This window comes from Paraneptunicella aestuarii (genome assembly GCF_019900845.1).
GTDB classification, from domain to species: Bacteria; Pseudomonadota; Gammaproteobacteria; order Enterobacterales; family Alteromonadaceae; genus Paraneptunicella; species Paraneptunicella aestuarii.
Genome location: NZ_CP074570.1, coordinates 1,825,683 through 1,844,946 on the forward strand (window position 1 = coordinate 1,825,683; position 19,264 = coordinate 1,844,946).

Here is a 19,264-nt window from a genome sequence, read left to right on the forward strand (position 1 = left end):
TGAGTATCCCGTCTTTTATTATTTGCGTTCTTACCTGGACGTGTAGTGAAATCTTACGGTAATTTCAGCGTAAATACACTACCCCCAAGCGAACCACCATTCGCCAAATGAACGCTTCCCTTTTTATCGCCATTTATGTGAGCTTCTGCAATCATTCTAGCAAAAAAAAGTCCTAAACCTGTTCGACCACTACTAATATTGAAGTCGCGCATGTTAGTTTCATTGTTCTTTAGCATAATATCGGGATAACCCGGACCATCATCTTCAATAGTAATCACAAAATAGTCATCTTTCTCGTTTGCGTGTATCAATATTTCATTATTACCGTATCGCATTGCATTAATAAGTACATCATTGAGCATAACATTAATGAGATCCGCATCCAGATACCAAGACATATCGTCTTCTGGCTTTTCAACGGTCAACTTGATGTTTTTGTGGCTGATGTAGTTTTGATTCGCTGCAAAAAGTTCATCCAGAATATCTTCGACAAAGTGTTCCTGAATGTTTAACGGTAGCTGATCCAGCTTGACTCTATACAAGGAAAGTAGCTGTGCTAACCCGGTATTTAGCCTTGATGCTTCATATTGAACCGTAGCAATTTGATCGCCTTGCTTTGTTCCGACGGGAAAATATTCGCCCATGTTTTCAATGGATTGCATGAGCAGAAGCAACGAGTTCTTCATGTCGTGTACCGCCGAAGCGAGCACGGCAGAAAAATCTATACGGTTGTTGCGATCTGTCATGGTTACAAGGTTTTTGCTATTTCGAGTTCTATTAACCTGGTTATCTTATTGCGACTCTTAAGATGGGTCAAACATAATCATTTTTATGTCGTTTTACGCCATAACTTATTATTTCAAAAGGCGAAAAATTGGGAAATGTGGAATTTTTTTTAAAAACTTATGGAATTAATTCTTCCGTAGGTATATATAATTTGCATAATAAAATTTAAAGAAAGAAGAGTTAGGTTGGTCAAATCATGAAGTTACAGCAGCTACGATACATAGTAGAAGTACTCAACAACAACCTGAATGTCTCCGCGACGGCTGAAAGTTTGTACACCAGCCAGCCAGGCATTTCAAAGCAGGTAAGAATGCTTGAAGATGAGTTGGGAGTGCAGATCTTTGGTCGTAGTGGCAAGCACTTAACTCACGTTACTGATGCGGGTAAAGACATTATTAACATTGCCCGGGAAATTTTGGCCAAGGTTGAAAGTATCAAAGCCGTTTCTCGTGAACATACCCTGCCAGATCAAGGCAAACTGAATATTGCCACTACTCATACCCAGGCTCGTTATGCGTTGCCTGCGGTAATCAAAGGCTTCATGCAAAAATATCCTAATGTATCTTTGCACATGCATCAGGGTACGCCGTCACAGATCAGTGATTTGGTTGCCAAAGGTGAGGCTGATTTCGCTATCGCAACTGAAGCTCTCCATCTATATAACGATTTGGTGATGTTACCTTGCTACCATTGGAATCGCAGTATTATCGTAAATCGCGATCATCCATTGGCACGCAAAGAAAGCATTACCATTGAAGATATTGCTCAATATCCGTTGGTCACTTATGTGTTTGGCTTTACGGGGCGCTCTGAGTTGGACGAGGCTTTTTCTCGCGCAGGGCTAGAGCCTAAAATCGTCTTCACAGCCACTGACGCTGACGTTATCAAGACTTATGTTCGCTTAGGTGTGGGCATTGGTGTTATCGCGACAATGGCGATTGACGAGCGTCTGGATGAAGATTTGGTGAAAATTGAAGCGAGCCATCTATTTGATTACAGCACAACCAAGATTGGTTTCCGTAAAGGTTCGTTTTTGCGTAGCTATATGTATGATTTCATCGAGCGTTTTGCCCCACATTTGACCAAGGATGTGATCGAGCGCGCCATGACGCAGAAGAATAATGATGAAATTGAGAAGATGTTCCGAGGCTTAACACTGCCTTTGCAATAGTCCGCAACAGCTCAGGCTAAATAAAAATGATGTGCTCAGGCTTTTAAGCAAGAAGCACATCATTTAATTAGCGTTTTAACACTCAATAATATTCACAGCCAAACCGCCTCGAGCGGTTTCTTTGTATTTGGACTTCATGTCATTACCTGTGTCCCACATGGTTTTAATGACTTTATCCAGCGTGACTTTTTGCACACCTGTACCGCGTAATGCCAAGCGAGAGGCGTTAATCGCCTTGATTGCACCCATGGCATTACGTTCAATACAGGGAACCTGAACTAAACCGCCGACCGGATCACAGGTTAATCCCAAATTGTGCTCCATGCCGATTTCCGCAGCATTTTCTACTGAATCAGGAGAACCTCCCAGGATTTCGGTTAATGCACCTGCTGCCATTGAACAGGCGACGCCGACTTCTCCCTGACAGCCTACTTCCGCGCCAGAAATAGACGCATTTTTCTTGTAAAGGATGCCGATGGCTGCGGCGCAGAGTAAAAAGCGCGCGGCTGTTTCTCGATCGACAGGACGAACAAATTTGTCGTAGTAACTGAGCACTGCTGGAATAATGCCCGCTGCTCCATTGGTGGGTGCGGTGACTACACGTCCGCCAGCGGCATTTTCTTCATTAACCGCCAATGCAAACATATTCACCCAGTCCATGGTTTGCATGGGATCTTGCGTTTTTTCATTACATAAACGGCGATATAAACCGGGTGCTCGGCGGGTGACTTTAAGCCCGCCTGGCAAAATACCTTCCGTTGTAATGCCGCGCTCTATACAAGCTTGCATCACTTGCCAGATAGACCAGAGCTTATCCAGCACTTGTTCTTTGGACTGAAAGACCTGCTCGTTTTTCATCATTAGTGTGCTGATGCTGAATCCATTCTCTTTGCATTTACCAATAAGCTCTGCGGCGCTTTCAAAAGAATAGGGAACATCTTGCTCTGCGTGCTTTAACGCGGTTATTTTTTCTTGCTCGAAATCTTCCGCTTTAATAATAAAGCCGCCACCAATGGAGTAATAAGATTGGCAGGCCACTTCTTTCCCGGCTGAGAATGCACGTAAGGTCATGCCATTGCTATGCAAAGGTAAGCATTTGCGACGATGAAAGACGATGGCATTTTCACGAGGAAATTGAATTGCCTGAGTGCCGTTTAGCATTAGTTGTTCGGTATTCGCCACTGTAGCAAGCATTTGATCGACTTGATCGGCGTCTACGGTTTCTGGAGTTTCACCCAGTAAGCCTAGAATAACGGCTTTTCCAGTACCGTGCCCTTTGCCGGTTTGTCCCAGTGAACCAAAGAGTTCTACAGTGACACTATTCACTTGCTCAAAAAGCTCTTTGCGTTTGAGTACATTAATAAAATCATGAGCTGCCCGCATGGGGCCGACAGTATGGGAGCTGGAAGGGCCAATCCCGATACTGAACATATCAAAAACACTTATCATTGAAGTCGCAGGGTAGGTTACTTTAATCGTTTAATTGCTATTGTGGCTCGACAATGAGCAACGGGGAAGGCTGACCAGCGAAGCGACATAGTCTCTTACTGTAAAGATTTGTTTCTAAAGTGGTTTTCAGAGTAATGAAAGTTGCGCTTTGGGGTTATAAATTTTCAGTCAAATGGTTCGACAGAATTCTCACAAATGCCGCTGTCGCTCCCCAAATATAAGTATCTTCCCAGGGAATGAAGTAAATGGAGTAATCGACACCATTGCGATGCACGGGTTCTGCAATGTGGTTGCGCTTGTCGACCAAGTAAGACAACGGAACTTCAAATACCTGCTCAACTTCATTCCGGTCGAGCTCCAGATCAAAATAAGGCTCGATTAAGCCAACATAGGGCGTGACCTCGTACCCTGAAACGGTGCGAAACGACTGCAAATTGCCAATAATCTTGGTGTACTGACGTGACAAACCGATTTCTTCTTCGGTTTCTCTTAAGGCCGTTTCTTTCAGGCAGCTATCGTAATCTTCGTGGCGTCCACCCGGAAAACAGATTTGTCCGGCATGGTGTTTTAAGTGAGAAGCACGCTTGGTGAACAGCACAGTTAACTCGTCCCGACAGACAACCGGGCAGAGCACTGCGGCTTTTTTTCCTGCTCGTCTGAGCGGAAAATCTTGTTCATCTTCAATTCTACGCAGGTGGTGAAACCGTTGTAAAAACTGCGCTTCGTTCATCAAAGTGTTGTACCTCTAGACATTCATGTTTGTACTAAATCATGGCTTCTGCTGTGTTGCCAGTAACGGCAGTATTTTAGCCACTTTGTCTAATGTTTCCTGATATTCCAGTTCTGGTTTAGAGTCAGCTACAATGCCGCCGCCAGCCCAACAATATATGTTATTGTTTTCCAACAACAAGGTGCGTATGCAGATGTTGCTGTCCATATCTTGATTGATACCCAAGTAACCAATACTGCCACAATAAATATGACGATGATTCGGTTCCAACTCCTCAATAATTTGCATCGCCCTTATTTTGGGAGCTCCAGTAATGGAACCGCCGGGAAATGCATCTTGTAGCAGTTGTAAGGGCGAACAATCTGATTTCAACTTCCCGGTGACTGTGCTAACTAAATGATGAACCGCAGGAAAGCTTTCTATATCAAACAGTTTAGGCACGTTTACGCTTCCTGGCTGACAATTTTTACTCAAATCATTTCTCAGTAAATCGACAATCATCAGATTTTCAGCACGATCTTTAGGAGAGCTTTGCAATTCTTTTGCCATCTCTAAATCGTTTTGGGCTTCAGGCATTCTCGGACGCGTGCCCTTTATGGGCTTGGTCTCGACAATGTTGTCTTTTACTGCAAGAAAACGCTCGGGCGAAATGCTTAAAATTGCACCATGTTGGGTATTCACATAGGCCGAAAATGGTGCACTGTTGGCATTGCGTAGCATTTCATAGGCCATCCATTCATCACCGGAATATTCACTGGCAAAACGTTGTGCCATGTTAATCTGGTAGCAATCGCCCGCTAGCAAGTATTCATGAATACGGTTCAGGCAGGATATGTATTCTTCTTTACTTAGATTGCTGTGCCATTCTTTCTGCAATGTAAATGGTTCAGCGTGCTCTTCCTGTTGCTCGATATTAAACAGCGATTCCAGATAGGTTTTGCTTGGGTGAGGGTAGTTGGGGTGATAACAGAAATAAAACCCATTATTTGCTTTATCCTTAATAACCGACCAACTGTAAATGCCTACTTGCAATCCCGGCGTGTGATATTCATTGGCTGATACATTATCGACCTTTTCCAGTCCTTTGCCCCAGTCGTAACCAAAGTAGCCCATAGCGCCCACAATGAATGGTAGGTGAGTATCGGGATTCGATGTGTTTTCAAATAACCTGTTTTGAACCGCAGTGATTGTGTCTATAACGCTTAATGCTTCAACATCAGGCAACGGGAATTTGGAGTCCAACTGGCAATGTTCTTGTTCAATGGTAATAGTCGCAATGGGTTCTGCGACAAAAATATCAAAGCGTGCGTCCTGATGTTGGCTCTGGGTTGAATCCAGTAAAATTGCCCCCGTTAATTGCCTAAAAGGCTTAAATAATTGGGTGATATCGACATCAATGTTTGTTTTGATGCCGGATGCAAGTTGTTGTATCTGAATCTTATGCATTAATTTTCTTAAATCGATCTAAAGCGGCACTTTTTGTTTTTCTTGTTAAGTCACTCGTTGAATCACTTGCTCTGTATGGTTTAAGTCTGGCCTGCGTGCCGGAAATAAAGCATGGTGCGACTGTGATTTGAACAAGGAAAAAGTGCGTTTGTCATGGAGCATGAAAGGCAAGCAGGTTATCATATTGTGCTATTACTTAGAAACACGCAGTGGAGATAGGAATTCGTTTTGCGTAAAGGTTTCTCGGCGAGTGAGTTGTTGAGCTATCTTTCAGGATTAACTAAAGAGCAAATTCCTATCTCAAATTCAGGGTTAAAGCTCTTTTCTATCTATTTCTACCTAAGTGATAGACAGTCTGAGTTTTAAGCCGAATGTTAGGCAATCATGATATTTTTTACGAGGCACACATGACCGTTATTCGTCAACAGGACTTTATTGACAGCATCGAAGATGCTTTGCAATTCATCTCCTATTATCACCCTCTTGATTACGTTAAAGCTGTGGAAAAGGCTTATGAGAAGGAGCAAAGTCAGGCGGCTAAAGACGCAATGGCGCAAATTCTCATTAACTCTCGCATGTCTGCCGAAGGTAAACGTCCTATTTGTCAGGACACGGGTATCGTTACCTGCTTCGTGAAAGTGGGAATGGGCGTGCAATGGGATAAAACCGATATGACGGTACAGGAAATGGTGGACGAAGGCACTCGCCGCGCATACACCAACCCTGACAACCCGCTTCGTGCATCCATTGTTGCGGATCCTGCGGGTAGCCGTACCAACACCAAAGACAATACGCCAGCCGTTGTGCATATTGATCTGGTTCCTGGTGACGAGATTGAAGTGATGATCGCTGCGAAAGGCGGCGGTTCAGAGAACAAATCCAAAATGGTCATGCTTAACCCAAGCGATTCGATTGCAGATTGGGTTGTTAAAACCTTGCCAAGTATGGGCGCTGGATGGTGTCCGCCAGGCATGTTAGGTATTGGTATTGGTGGTACAGCAGAGAAAGCTGCGGTATTGGCAAAAGAAAGTTTGATGGATCCTGTTGATATTCAGGAATTAATGGATCGCGGCGCGGAAACCACAGAAGAAAAACTGCGTTTGGAAATCTTCGACAAGGTCAACAAACTGGGTATTGGCGCTCAAGGTTTGGGCGGCTTAACTACGGTTGTTGATATTAAAATTAAATCCGTTCCAACTCATGCTGCATCCAAACCGGTTGTGATGATCCCGAACTGTGCGGCAACGCGCCATGTTCATTTCCATTTGGATGGTAGCGGCCCTGCTGAATTGAAAGCGCCCAAGTTGGAAGATTGGCCAGAAGTGACTTGGGAAGTGGGTGAGAATACTCGTCGTGTGAATGTTGATACCTTGACCCCAGCAGACATTCAAGAATGGAAAATGGGCGAAACTGTTCTGTTGTCAGGCACAATTCTGACTGGGCGTGATGCGGCTCATAAACGCATTCAAACCATGCTGGAAAGCGGTGAAGGATTGCCAGAAGGCGTCGATTTCACCAATAAACTCATTTACTACGTAGGCCCGGTTGATGCAGTCGGTGACGAAGTGGTTGGCCCCGCTGGCCCTACAACAGCAACTCGTATGGATAAATTCACTGATATGATGCTGGAGCAAACCGGCCTTATCGGCATGATCGGTAAAGCTGAGCGTGGCCCTGCGGCGGTAGAAAGCATCGCGAAGCACAAGTCTGTTTACCTAATGGCGATTGGTGGTGCGGCGTATCTGGTTTCTAAAGCCATCAAGAAAGCGCGTGTTGTTGCGTTTGAAGACTTGGGAATGGAAGCGATTTATGAGTTTGAAGTGGAAGATATGCCCGTCACCGTAGCGGTAGATAGCACGGGTGCTAACGCGCATGAAACTGGCCCTGCGATTTGGAAAGCGAAAATCGAAGAGTTAGACAAGGCGCTGAGCAAATAGTCCAAGCATTATTTTCAACTCATTGAAAATCAAATAAAAACAATCAGGTCATTGATTGAAAAAGCGAGTTTGTTAGACAATAACGGCTCGCTTTTGTTTTGAACATCATACTGAACTAACCAGGAACGAAAACCTTCATGTCTGAACTTGTCATTGTGATCATTGCCGTTATTGCCTTAGCCAGTGGACTTGCTATTGGCATGCTGATACAGCGCCAAAAGCAATCTCAGCTATTACAAGGGGAAGCGGAGAAGTTACAGCAAACTCACTTGAATATGGCATCTATTGAAAAGGAACGCTCTTTTCTACAGCAACAGGTACAGGCAATGAAAATGGATATGGAGCGTATTCAGGATGAAATATCCGATATGCGCCATCGAAACACGGAGTTGGAGAAAGATAACGCTCGGTTTCAAGAACAGGCTTCGCAAGTGCCAGTCCTTAAAGAACAAAGTGCTCATTGGCAGCAACGCTATGAGAATAGCCAACAGGCTGTGGCTGAGTTAGACAGCCAACTGCAAGCCGCACTTGCGAAGCATGCACAGGAAAATAAAGCCAACGAAGAAAAGCTGGAATTGCTAAAGCAGGCAGAAGTTCAGCTACAAACGCAATTTGAGAACCTGGCGAACAAGATTTTCCAACAGAAATCCGAGAAGTTTGCGGAAACCAACAAAGCTGGAATGGACGCCTTGCTCACGCCATTAAAAGAGCAGATAGAAAGCTTCAAAAAGCAGGTGTCGGATCAGCATATCCGTGATGGTCAGGAAAGAGCGTCACTTAAAACCGAAATTTTGAATTTGCGTGAACTGAATCAGAAGATCACGCATGAAGCCGCCGCATTAACCAAAGCCTTGAAAGGCGACAACAAACAGCAAGGTAACTGGGGTGAAGTGGTATTAGAGCGCATTTTAGCGGAATCCGGTTTGCGTGAAGGCCATGAATTCGATACGCAGGGGCAGTTTAAAGATGAGCATGGCAAAGCCTTTAAACCGGATGTGGTTGTGCATTTGCCTCATGATAAAGACGTTATTATCGACTCCAAAGTGTCGTTGAGTGCTTATGAGCAATACTTCAATACCGAAGATGCAGAGTTAAAGAAAAGCTTCCTCAAGGAACATGTCAGCTCCATTCGCACCCATATTAAAGAGTTGAGTAAAAAGGATTATCAGAAGTTATCAGGCATCAAAACATTGGATTATGTGTTGATGTTTGTACCAGTGGAGCCGGCTTATTTGCTGGCGATCGACCAAGAGCCGGATTTGATTAAATTGGCAATGGACTCGAATATTATGCTGGTTAGCCCAACTAACCTGATGGTGGCGTTACGCACTATCAATAATATTTGGCAGTATGAATATCAGAATCAAAATGCGCAGCAAATCGCAGAGAAAGCCGCGGCTTTGTACGACAAGTTTCATGGATTTGTCTCAGATATGGAAAAACTGGGGGACAATTTGGGAACCGTGCAGAAGCGTTATGATGAGGCTTGTAAGAAGTTGTATTCAGGAAGAGGCAATCTGGTTCGTCGTGCCGAAGAGTTTCGAAATCTGGGTGTTCAAACATCCAAAAAACTGGATAAAAACTTGTTAGAACAAGCAGATGATGAGTAGCGCTTTTTCTTGCCATAGAGTACAACAGGATGGAAATCCGCTATACAAATCATAAATTTGCGTCTATTGTCGCTTTTGTACCCATTTGAGTTTGAAAGGAAGTGATTCGGCTGGTTGAAATGCTGATCCAGAGTATGTCCAGATGAACAAAATTAAGCTGATGGAAATATTAGCCAGAATTCCCTTGTTTGCAGGGCTATCGCCTGCTGAACGGGAAGTTTTGCTCAAGATGACTCGAAACATAAAGCGTATTAAGGAAGAAAAGATACTTATCAAGGAAGGGGCTCATGAGCCTTTTTTCTACATCATTTTAGCGGGCAACGCTGAAGTTCTTCATAAAGGAAAGATTATCGGTAATCTTCATCCAGGTCAGTTTATCGGTGAAGTGGGATTTATCTGTAAAGAACCCCGATCAGCCACTGTGATAGCCAAGGAAAATATGGTGGTAATGCTGATTAATTCCGATGATTTCCGCAAGCTGCCCTCCCGTGTTCGTGAATCCATTAAAGACAAGATTATCTCCGGCCTGGTTGAGCGCGTGACCAAAATGAATACCAACACGATCCGCTATGAAGACCAAATCGACGAGCTCAAAGTGAAAGTGAAGAATTATGAGGAAGATCCTCGTTTGCAAGGGCGAGGCAGTGTGTTTGATAAGCAAGCGGACGTAGCAACCAAAGAAGGCAAGGATATCCGATGACGGTATTTTCCTCACACTTAACCAAGCGATATTCTATCGCTGCTTTCTCTGTTATTGCCGCTGGTGGCCTTTGGGGATGCGCTTCTGCTCCCAAGCCTGAAATTAGAGTGACCGATTCTTATCAATTTAATTTTTCCTCAAAATCGGGAAGTAGTCTTTGGCAGAAAACCTTGAATAAGGGATTGTGTCAGGTACAGGTGAGTGCCCAGTTTGACAAGGTGTACACCCAAAGTGCCCGTGAAGCCGTTATTGAAGCAGAAAGCACGCAAGATGCTCCAGATAGCATGAGCATTCCATACCTTCGTTTGTCATTGATGAATGATGAAGCTCACAACAAACCGCATAACGAACAACAAAAGCACTTTTCGTTAACTGCTCAATACGATGCCGACAGCTCACAAGTACGGTTTTATTTGTCGCATGCAAACGGTGGCGGTGAATATCTGCCTTATACTACTCGTTTGCAACAAGGGTTTTCTATTCTTATGCAGCCTTTTGCTAAAGGCGATATTGGTTTGAATGTGACGGATGCCGCTGTATTGAACTCTTCCGCTAACCAGGCAGGGTATAATGCACAAGAGCCAGTCAAGTACCATGCTTACCCTGAGTTTTTAGCGCAAAAGGTGCTGCTTGAAGTGTTTGCTTCTGATGTCGAGGTTACGCTTTTGGATGTTATAACCGGATGTGAGTAGGCGTTTTGGGTTATAACTACAAAGTTACAGGCTGATATCACCCGCCATCAGTAGTTTATTGTTTGCATCTCGTAATTCTATCTGGCGAACACCTTCTTTCTCGCCGCTGTTTTCACTATTGCTCTCGTCACTAACTAATACACTCACTTTCTGATTATTCAACTTGGCTGGGCTGACAAATCTAACGTGGATGCTTTTAACTGGTGCTTGAAAATGCTGCTGTACGGTTTCAATACTGCGGGTAAACATACCAAAACCATGCAGCACTTTTTGCTTGAAAGGCGAGAATCTGGCAATGAATCCAATCCAGTGAATAGGGTTAAAATCACCTGTTAGTAAGGCAAAGTTCCAACCATCGTTTGGTTCGACCGTCCATTGACCAATTTTCTCAAAATCAATCACTTCAGACTCTTTGCTGGTTTTAGGCTTTTTACTTCTACCCAAAATAAACACAGTATGAAACGATGCGGTATAGCAGTGGGGAATATTGGCAGTGCCTATGATCAGTTGCTGATGAATTCGGGCTTTACCGTCGTCTTCGCTAACCTCAAGCATTTTGCAGGTAATATGCAAAGGCTCGCCCAGTGGAATAGGGTGAATAACCTCAAGACCGACTCCCTGATTAATAATGCCCAGCAATGGGTAGCGCAATTGTTTTAGCTGTTGTGCGCAAACTGAAAGTGCAAACTGGGAGAACAAATGAGCGGGGAGATGTTGAGTATTCTGTTCAAATCGCAGATTGTCTGATGTTTCGATACCAAAGGTGCACCACTGTTGATATTGCGAGACCAATTCTTCGCTTGGTGAAGGCAAAACAACATGAACATCGTCAATTTGGGCAGGGTTGGTTTTAGGGCGGTTAACCGGAAATATTGAAGAAAGCAAAATGCCACTAAGAGTTTTTAACATTGCCCCTTGATGGCTGATCATACGAAAAGGAATTTTCATTGCTTTCCTCAAGTGGTTGGTTAAGCGATCTTTTTAGGATCGTTAATTTACTCGCTTTCTATTACCTGCTTTTTATTACTCGCCGTCGACTACTCGGGTTCCCCACAAATCGTACTCGTCGGCGTGTTCAATCAATACTTCTACAAAGTCACCCGGGTTCACTTCCATATCACCATTTAGGTAAACCATACCGTCGATTTCGGGGGCGTCAGCGTAGGTTCTGCCAATCGCGCCTTCGTCATCCACTTCGTCGATAAGCACCATCATAATGCAGCCAATACGCTTCTGTAGCTTCGCCGCGCTAATCGCCTGCTGTTTTTCCATAAAGCGCTCATAGCGTTCTTGCTTGATCTCTTCTGGAACCGGGTCAGGAAGGTCATTTGCTTTAGCGCCTTCAACATCGGAGTATTTAAAGCAGCCAACACGGTCTAATTGCGCTTCATCCAGAAAATCTAATAATTCCTGGAATTCTTCTTCGGTTTCACCCGGGAAACCAACAATAAAGGTGGAACGGATAACCAGCTCAGGGCACATCTCTTTCCACTTTTTAATGCGTTCAAGTGTGCGTTCTGTCGCCGCAGGGCGCTTCATTAATTTAAGAATTCGATGGTTGGCATGTTGAAATGGAATATCCAGATACGGCAGGATTTTCCCTTGAGCCATCAACGGAATGACGTTATCAACAGAAGGGTAGGGATAAACATAATGCAAGCGCACCCAGATCCCTAAATGACTCAGTTGTTCGCAAAGGCTAACCATGTCGGTTTTTACCGGCATGCCATCCCAAAAACCGGTACGATGTTTTACATCCACGCCATAGGCGCTGGTATCCTGAGAAATCACCAATAATTCATTCACGCCAGCATCACGTAAGCGTTGTGCTTCACTTAAAATGTCACCTACCGGACGGCTAACCAAATCGCCGCGCATGGCTGGAATAATGCAGAAAGTACAGCGGTGGTTACAGCCTTCCGATATTTTCAGATAGGCATAATGACGCGGCGTGAGTTTGACACCATGCTCAGGCACCAGATGTTCAAAAGGATTGTGTACAGGGCGAGGTAGATTATCGTGTACTTGTTGCACTACGGCTTCATAGGCATGAGGGCCGGTAATGGCAAGTACATTGGGGTGAACTTCACGGATTTCATCTTCTTTCACACCCAAACAGCCAGTAACAATCACCTTACCGTTTTCAGCAAGGGCTTCACCAATGGTATCCAGCGATTCTTGAACCGCGCTGTCGATAAAGCCACAGGTATTCACAATCACCAGATCCGCATCTTGGTATGTGGGCACAACATCATAACCTTCAGTGCGAAGCTGAGTTAGAATGCGCTCAGAATCCACCAGGTTTTTAGGGCAGCCCAAAGAAACAAAACCCACTTTGGCATTGTGAGATACTTCGCCAGAAACGTCCTGTGATTCGCTTTCCTGACGTGACGCCTGCTGCTCCAGCACCTTTTTGGGAGTATCTAACGTGGTGGTTTTGTTAGGATTAAACTGTTCAACTGTCATGCTGCGCCTTATTTTACTTGCGGTGAATTCTTGTACATGTACGCTGCATACGTACTGTATACGTAATAGCGCGCGCGGATTATACAGGAACTCAAAGCCATGATAAACACGACTTGGTTTAGGTAAACAGCTTTTTCAGTTTTGCTTTGGTTGCACGCCAATGCGTTGCAGGTACTGTGGGGGCCAGACTGACCAGGTTTAAATATTCCTGATGGCTAACGGTAACTTCTCCACCATGCGCGAGCATGACACTGGAAGGCCTTAACTGTTCAACTCTCTCAAGTGATTTTCGATATCTATTGGGGTAGAAAACCGGAAACGGTGGAATAAATTTTCCTCTGACTTTTACCGCCAAATCTGCCACGTAAACCTTACGAGTGGGGACATGAAAAAGCGATATGTCTCTGTCGGTATGCCCCTGAGTTTCAATAATCTGCCAATCTTCAAAACCGGGAATAACATCATTGTTTTTAAGTAAATGATCTGCGTTTAACTTGCGGGAATACCAAATCAATTTCTTTTTCTTTTTGAGTCGGTTGGCGACCCACAGCGTTAGCAAAATATCGCTCATGTACATCAACCAGCCGTCGATGCCGCTATACCATTCACCCTCTGCAAAGCCGGAAATAATCTTACAACCAAAGCGTTTCTTCAGAGCATTGGCAGCTCCAGCATGATCGGGATGCATATGTGACACAACCACAGCCCTAAGCTGCTCAATAGGGCGGTTTAACTCTTGGGTAATAAAGCGTTCGATGCGCTTAATGTCAGCTCTACAACAACCATCCAACAGTAAAACCTTGTCGTCATAAACGGCGAAATAGATGGACTGAATGTATCCCTGGATTTGGTGTATTTCCACTTAACGGTCTTTTGAGTTTGCGATTAAACACCTAGTCTAAGCGCATTGCTATTGGTGTGGCAATGGTTCAGCGCTGTCTGCAAAAACATTCACCAATATTCAAGAGACACTGCGGTCACTAGCTAATTCATCACCACTTCCAACGGGCAATATTCATCCGGGGTATTGCCATCGCAGCCGGTATATGAGCAGTAATCTTCGGTGGTTTTAACCGGGGTGGGGAACTGGCTTTGGTTGGCGATACAAGTGTTAATGTCTACGCCGGTGCAGTATTCATAATGGGTGGCGCGTGAGATCACATGAATATTGCGCTCAAAGGCTTCCATTTTGGCCTTTTCTTCTCGGCAGAAGATTTTCTTGCTGAGATTACTGTATTTCTTATCTTGCTCTGTCCATTTTCCGGGCGTGCCAATGACAGCCAGAATAATCGGACTGGTTTTGGGAAGAACCGCTGCGCCACATGAAGCAAAAGCGGCTGAGGTTGAGTTCCAGTCTCCTTCGCCAGTGCATTGCAGACCGGTATCAATACCTTGCTCCAAATGAATTCCCAGAGGCGTTTGGTTTAGCAGTTTACTGTTATAGCGTTTTGCCAGTGTGCCTGCTGCTTGCATTTGTGTTGCTTCCATTCCGTCGGCACTTGGGCAGTTATTGCAGCTCCATAAAATCAACGATTCCCAGCTTTCATCCATATTAAACAGTGCTTTGCATTCTGCTTTTGTGGGATTGTTTGCTACCTGTCTGGCTTTATCTGAGCAAGTGGGTAGGGCATTGGTTGTTGCTTCCTCACTGTAACTGTTTAAAGAGAAGAATAAGGCGCTAAATGTCAGAAAGTTAAGAACAGATCGCATTGCAGGAAATACCTCTAGATAAGTGTGCATAACTGCAAGTCACCTACAGAAATTGATCGCAGACTCGACGTGGATCCGTCCTTGGAGTCTCCACAGCCGCTTCCCTGCGGCTGAGGGGCTGCTCACCACTTCTGTAGGTGACTGATTATTTGGGGCAGTTATTTGGGCTAACGTACAGCATAAACGGGTTGATTTAATTTTATTTATACACTAGGCATTTTGAGCGCTAATGTCGAGTAATTAAATTACCTATTTGTAATGAGATAAGAGAAGTCTGGTGCTTGGATACAGCAATAATTGAGAATGGCTAATAATTAACAGGATGCTATTTGTTCGCTTGACTATAATTTGGTTAATAGCCCTATTAATAGTGTGAATGCTTAAGTCAATGCGATCCTCTCCTGTTACTCAAAGAACAATCATTGCTACCATCGTTGCTAGCTTTGTGGTTCATATTGGCGCTTTCATTCTTAGTAAAGGGCCTTTACAAGAGTGGCGCTTTGAACACTTACCTTTTCATAGCGCGATTGAATTCTCTGGTACATTGATTGCGTTATTGGTCGCTTACTATTTGGTTATTTTGCACCGACGTAATGAAGGAACCAGTTTTAATCTCATTATTGCTGGAGCCTTGACGGCGATGGGGGTCATGGATGGCGTTCATGCCTTGGCTGAGCCGGGGCAGCTATTTGTGTGGTTGCATTCAGTTGCTACTTTCTTCGGTGGTTTGCTGTTTAGCATGATTTTATTGCCGAAACGTTTTGTCTACAGGCTCAATATGTTTTGGCCTATATGGACTGGCTTGATTTCCCTGTTCGTGTGTTTCCTATCTGTTATTTTTTCTTCCTCATTACCTAAATTGGTTGGGCCTGAAGGCTTTACTCCCTTGGCTATAATGCTGAATTTTGTGGGGGGAGTGTTGTTACTGATGGCTGCTGTGAAGTTATTACTTTGCTATCGCGAGTCAAAAAATCCGGATGATCTGTTATTTGTTTTACATTGTTTTATGTTTGGCCTTGCTGCAATCATGTTTCAGCAGTCCTTACTTTGGGATGTGTCATGGTGGGGATGGCATGCGTTACGTTTTGCAGCCTATGCTGTGGCGTTGCTGATTGCGTTAAAAAATGAGGTGTTGGCTCAGGATCACGCATTACGTTTGAATCAGGAACTGGATCAGGAAGTGAAGGAAAAGCGCACACTGTTGGATCAGGTTAATGAAAGTCTGGAGCAAGTTCAGAACCAGCAAAATATAATTCTCAATAATATCAACGATGCCATTGTGATTACTGACCGTAAAGGTCGCATAGAAGTGTTTACCGAACCGGCAACAAGAATGTTTGGTTATCAAGCCAATGATGTTTTAGGGCACAATGTTGCGTTATTGATGGATGGTGAAATTGCATCTGGGCATGATCGTTTAATGGCTGGTTATACACCTGGTCAAGCATCGAAAGTGATAGGTCGTAATAGAGAAGTGTTAGCTCAGACTCGAGAAGGAAGAAAGTTTCCAATTGAGCTATCGCTGACTGAATTTTACGTTAATGGGAATATGCATTTTATTGGCATGATCCGCGACATTACCACTCGTAAAAAATACGAAAAACAATTGAGAGAGGCGAAAGACGCGGCGGAACAGGCTAATCTGGCTAAGAGTGCTTTTTTAGCTAATACAAGTCATGAAATCAGAACGCCGATGAATGGTATCTATGGATCTTTGCAGCTGTTAAAGAATGAGCCTTTAAGCCAATTTGGACAAGAGCTTGTAGCGACAGCATTAAGGTCTACCAGGCATATGCTTCATACCGTCAATGATATTTTGGATATCTCGGATATTGAAGCGGGTAACGTAAAACTGCAAAAGGTAGATTTCAATGTAAAAGAGATTGTGGATGATACATTGAAATCGTTACGCCAGGATGCCAAAAAGAAAGCTATTGTATTGAATTTTATCAATAAGCTCGCCAAAGAAAGACGCTTTGGTGATCCGGCTCGTTTACGTCAGATAGTGGAAAATCTGCTAACTAACTCACTCAAATTTACTAAAAAAGGAAGTGTTGATTTAACGTTATCTGAGTTTAAAACTCAGTCTGAAAATGGCATTGAGATTAGAGTTAAGGATACCGGGATTGGTATGGATAAAGAAACCGCAGGTAATTTGTTTACTCTGTTTAGCCGAAGGCTCAATGGTTCCAATGATCCATATAAAGGCGTTGCGTTAGGAATGGCAATCACTAAAGCGCTGGTTGATATAATGGACGGCCATATTTGGGTTGAAAGCGAACCTGGTGTGGGAAGTGAAATTATTATTCATATTCCGTTGCCTGAATCAAAGGGCGAATTCGCACCACATGTAAAGTCAGAAGTAGCAAGTACAAACCTGACAAACAAACGTATTTTAATTGTTGATGATAATGAAATTAATCAAGCGATAGCTCAGGCTATGTTACAAGTTAGAGGGGCTCATGTTGAGCTCGCTGAGAATGGGGAGATTGCTGTTAATTATGTTTCTCAATATCGACCAGATTTAATTCTGATGGATATACAGATGCCTGTAATGGATGGTATTACTGCTTGTGCGAAAATCAAAGCTGAATACCCTGATCTTCCAATTGTTGCCCTTACTGCAAATGTAATGAAAGAGGACTTGCTGGAGTACGAAAGAGTAGGATTCGATGATTGTATTAGTAAACCTATCGATCAGGAAGTTCTGCATAGATGTATTAATAATCTGGTGTGAGTGCAGTTAGTTTGCTCAAAATGCCTTGGTTTAATGTGTAGAACAGGGAGCCTGAAATAACGTTTTTTGCTTCGTAGTTCATATTTTCTATTTATCAAATACTCTCCAATTAATATTTTTCATGTTATTGTTTTTTTTAATGATTTTTTATTTCAAAATTTCGTTTTGTTATTTTGTTAAACGTTTTTATGTTTATTTATTATTAGTCTAACTTACTTTTTTCCTAATCGATCTTTTTGTCTTTTGTGAAGCCCTTTGTTTAATTGGGTTAAGGCTGTGATTTATATTTTGTATGAAAAAATATATTTAATTGTAATGCAGGGAGGGCATGATGTTTTATCTAAAAATGTGAATGGGCTATATAGTCAATTAATGAAAAAGCAGTTACCTGAAAGCGAGCGTATTGCTGAATGCTAAATTTCTGTGGCTGACTTGCCGTTAATCACAATTATTTAGGTGATTATTAAGAGTCTTTTCCTTGGAGGCGTTTACTTGTTCAGGTTGCTTGAGTCGACCGTTGGGGGGATTTTAGTCTTCCTGTATTCTGACTTACGACTACACTATATTGATTAGGCTTTTCCCTCGTTTCCCCCAAGACTCTATCTTGGCATTGAGATATATTTCCCTTTTTCTTGTTAATTAATGTTATAAATATGGTGATTGGGGTTTCCTTTAGGATTATGGATGGTATCTTGCAGAGAGGATGCTATCTAAAAAATGGGTCGTAGACAGATCTAACATGGTGGAATTTAACCAGAAAGGGAAAATAATAACGACTAATCAATAATTGGTTCTCATATGCACTTCAATATTGACATTAAGTCATTGTTTTATAATTTTTTTATAGCAGTAACATTGTTGCTTTCCGGGGCTTTGCTCGGTTGTTCTGAACGCCCTCAACTTAATAAAATCGTCTTGGCTACAACTCCCTGGATTGGCTATTACCCTCTGTACTTTGCTGAACAAATAGGCCTTGATGAAGAGCTGGGTATTGACCTTCGGCTAATCGAAAACCTGTCTATTGCTGATTTTCGTCGGACTGTGGTGAAAAATCATATTGATGGTTTTGCCAGCTCCATGTCTGAAGTGACTCAGATAAATCAAATCCTGGAGCAACCTATGGATTTGGTTTTATTTCCCGATTATTCAAATGGAGGTGATGTTATTGTTGCCAATAAACAAATTGAATCATTGGCGGATTTGCAAGGCCAGCCCGTTGGTTTTGAATGGCAGGCTTTAAGTCATTATGTTGTTCAAATAGCTTTTGACTCTGTTGGTATTTCTCAGCCTAAAGTTGAGCATGTTGAAGCCGAGCAGGTGAATGCAGAATCTATGCTGTCATCGGGGGCTATTCAAGCCTATGTCACTTATCCACCAATTTCGACTCAATTGTTAAAATCTGAAAATGTACATGTGATCTTTAATAGCAGCAGCACACCTTACAAAATAATTGATGTGATTATGTTAAAAGGGGACAGGGATCCTGTCCTCAAGAAAGATTTGCGTCGTCTCTGGGAAGCGGTGATGAAGAAAATCAACAATAATCCTGAGCCTTTTCTCGCCTTTATTGCAGAACAATTAGGTGTTGATGTTGAGCTGGCAAAGAAAGAAATTTCAGGCGTTGAATTTTTGGATTGGCGGCAACAAGCTCATTTGCATGAAGAACCTGAAAAAGTGAAAAAGTTGCTTAAACTTGCGTGTGAGATTACCCCTGCTACAGCGTTAAGATGTTTAAAAGATTTGGATTTGATTCATTTTGTTGACCCTCAACTATAATCTACGTGATGCTCTTCACATAAAAGAGCAATGTTAGTAGCTAAAAGAGTGCCG

Annotated in this window: 15 protein-coding genes; 7 read left to right on the top strand and 8 right to left on the bottom strand. The window is 43.2% G+C overall.

Annotated features, from left to right (window positions below; translation table 11 throughout):
- Nucleotides 1-53 precede the first annotated feature (53 nt).
- Nucleotides 54-746 carry a sensor histidine kinase gene (locus KIH87_RS07645; protein ID WP_232360936.1) on the bottom strand — a complete coding sequence of 231 codons (693 nt, stop codon included), beginning with the start codon at nt 744-746 and terminating at the stop codon, nt 54-56.
- 236 nt (nt 747-982) lie between these two features.
- On the opposite strand from KIH87_RS07645, the gene cysB reads away from it, so the two are divergent.
- Nucleotides 983-1,957: an HTH-type transcriptional regulator CysB gene (cysB, locus tag KIH87_RS07650; RefSeq protein ID WP_232360937.1), complete on the top strand. Its 975-nt coding sequence runs from the start codon at nt 983-985 to the stop codon at nt 1,955-1,957.
- 75 nt (nt 1,958-2,032) lie between these two features.
- Here cysB and KIH87_RS07655 read toward each other — a convergent pair whose 3' ends face one another.
- The 3 genes from KIH87_RS07655 to pabB form a co-directional block, all read right to left on the bottom strand.
- Nucleotides 2,033-3,406 (bottom strand): L-serine ammonia-lyase, encoded by a 1,374-nt coding sequence (locus tag KIH87_RS07655; RefSeq protein ID WP_232360938.1) that lies wholly within the window; start codon nt 3,404-3,406, stop codon nt 2,033-2,035.
- Nucleotides 3,407-3,560: 154 nt separating this feature from the next.
- Nucleotides 3,561-4,136 (bottom strand): CoA pyrophosphatase, encoded by a 576-nt coding sequence (locus KIH87_RS07660; RefSeq protein WP_232360939.1) that lies wholly within the window; start codon nt 4,134-4,136, stop codon nt 3,561-3,563.
- A 39-nt stretch (nt 4,137-4,175) separates the two neighbouring features.
- Complete coding sequence (gene pabB / locus KIH87_RS07665; RefSeq protein ID WP_232360940.1) at nt 4,176-5,582, bottom strand: aminodeoxychorismate synthase component I; 1,407 nt, start codon at nt 5,580-5,582, stop codon at nt 4,176-4,178.
- 407 nt (nt 5,583-5,989) lie between these two features.
- Here pabB and KIH87_RS07670 point away from each other — a divergent pair, with 407 nt between their 5' ends.
- From KIH87_RS07670 to KIH87_RS07685, 4 genes are all read left to right on the top strand, one after another.
- Entirely contained in the window at nt 5,990-7,519 is a 1,530-nt protein-coding gene (locus KIH87_RS07670) for a fumarate hydratase (RefSeq protein ID WP_232360941.1), read from the top strand.
- Nucleotides 7,520-7,656: 137 nt separating this feature from the next.
- Nucleotides 7,657-9,129, top strand: a complete 1,473-nt coding sequence (gene rmuC, locus KIH87_RS07675; RefSeq protein WP_232360942.1) for a DNA recombination protein RmuC — start codon at nt 7,657-7,659, stop codon at nt 9,127-9,129.
- Between the two features lie 142 nt (nt 9,130-9,271).
- On the top strand, nt 9,272-9,829 hold the full coding sequence (locus KIH87_RS07680; protein WP_232360943.1) for a cyclic nucleotide-binding domain-containing protein: 558 nt from the start codon (nt 9,272-9,274) through the stop codon (nt 9,827-9,829).
- Entirely contained in the window at nt 9,826-10,521 is a 696-nt protein-coding gene (locus KIH87_RS07685) for a hypothetical protein (RefSeq protein ID WP_232360944.1), read from the top strand. The genes KIH87_RS07680 and KIH87_RS07685 overlap by 4 nt, the downstream gene beginning before the upstream one ends.
- A gap of 24 nt (nt 10,522-10,545) precedes the next feature.
- On the opposite strand, the gene KIH87_RS07690 is transcribed toward KIH87_RS07685, so the two are convergent.
- From KIH87_RS07690 to KIH87_RS07705, 4 genes are all read right to left on the bottom strand, one after another.
- Nucleotides 10,546-11,469 (bottom strand): MaoC/PaaZ C-terminal domain-containing protein, encoded by a 924-nt coding sequence (locus tag KIH87_RS07690; RefSeq protein WP_232360945.1) that lies wholly within the window; start codon nt 11,467-11,469, stop codon nt 10,546-10,548.
- Between the two features lie 75 nt (nt 11,470-11,544).
- Nucleotides 11,545-12,987 (bottom strand): 30S ribosomal protein S12 methylthiotransferase RimO, encoded by a 1,443-nt coding sequence (gene rimO, locus KIH87_RS07695; RefSeq protein WP_232360946.1) that lies wholly within the window; start codon nt 12,985-12,987, stop codon nt 11,545-11,547.
- A 118-nt stretch (nt 12,988-13,105) separates the two neighbouring features.
- The gene (locus KIH87_RS07700) at nt 13,106-13,849 is read right to left on the bottom strand and encodes an MBL fold metallo-hydrolase (RefSeq protein WP_232360947.1); all 744 of its coding nucleotides are present in this window, start codon (nt 13,847-13,849) and stop codon (nt 13,106-13,108) included.
- 122 nt (nt 13,850-13,971) lie between these two features.
- Nucleotides 13,972-14,697 (bottom strand): hypothetical protein, encoded by a 726-nt coding sequence (locus KIH87_RS07705; RefSeq protein WP_232360948.1) that lies wholly within the window; start codon nt 14,695-14,697, stop codon nt 13,972-13,974.
- Between the two features lie 388 nt (nt 14,698-15,085).
- Here KIH87_RS07705 and KIH87_RS07710 point away from each other — a divergent pair, with 388 nt between their 5' ends.
- Nucleotides 15,086-17,434, top strand: coding sequence for a response regulator (locus KIH87_RS07710; protein WP_232360949.1), 2,349 nt, complete (start codon nt 15,086-15,088; stop codon nt 17,432-17,434).
- An 855-nt stretch (nt 17,435-18,289) separates the two neighbouring features.
- Nucleotides 18,290-19,210 (top strand): ABC transporter substrate-binding protein, encoded by a 921-nt coding sequence (locus KIH87_RS07715; RefSeq protein ID WP_232360950.1) that lies wholly within the window; start codon nt 18,290-18,292, stop codon nt 19,208-19,210.
- Nucleotides 19,211-19,264: the final 54 nt, after the last annotated feature.

Coding starts and splice junctions, on each gene's coding strand:
- KIH87_RS07645 (WP_232360936.1), bottom strand. CDS start 746: ATGACAGATCGCAACAACCGTATAGATTTTTCTGCCGTGCTCGCTTCG.
- cysB (WP_232360937.1), top strand. CDS start 983: ATGAAGTTACAGCAGCTACGATACATAGTAGAAGTACTCAACAACAAC.
- KIH87_RS07655 (WP_232360938.1), bottom strand. CDS start 3,406: ATGATAAGTGTTTTTGATATGTTCAGTATCGGGATTGGCCCTTCCAGC.
- KIH87_RS07660 (WP_232360939.1), bottom strand. CDS start 4,136: ATGAACGAAGCGCAGTTTTTACAACGGTTTCACCACCTGCGTAGAATT.
- pabB (WP_232360940.1), bottom strand. CDS start 5,582: ATGCATAAGATTCAGATACAACAACTTGCATCCGGCATCAAAACAAAC.
- KIH87_RS07670 (WP_232360941.1), top strand. CDS start 5,990: ATGACCGTTATTCGTCAACAGGACTTTATTGACAGCATCGAAGATGCT.
- rmuC (WP_232360942.1), top strand. CDS start 7,657: ATGTCTGAACTTGTCATTGTGATCATTGCCGTTATTGCCTTAGCCAGT.
- KIH87_RS07680 (WP_232360943.1), top strand. CDS start 9,272: ATGAACAAAATTAAGCTGATGGAAATATTAGCCAGAATTCCCTTGTTT.
- KIH87_RS07685 (WP_232360944.1), top strand. CDS start 9,826: ATGACGGTATTTTCCTCACACTTAACCAAGCGATATTCTATCGCTGCT.
- KIH87_RS07690 (WP_232360945.1), bottom strand. CDS start 11,469: ATGAAAATTCCTTTTCGTATGATCAGCCATCAAGGGGCAATGTTAAAA.
- rimO (WP_232360946.1), bottom strand. CDS start 12,987: ATGACAGTTGAACAGTTTAATCCTAACAAAACCACCACGTTAGATACT.
- KIH87_RS07705 (WP_232360948.1), bottom strand. CDS start 14,697: ATGCGATCTGTTCTTAACTTTCTGACATTTAGCGCCTTATTCTTCTCT.
- KIH87_RS07710 (WP_232360949.1), top strand. CDS start 15,086: ATGCGATCCTCTCCTGTTACTCAAAGAACAATCATTGCTACCATCGTT.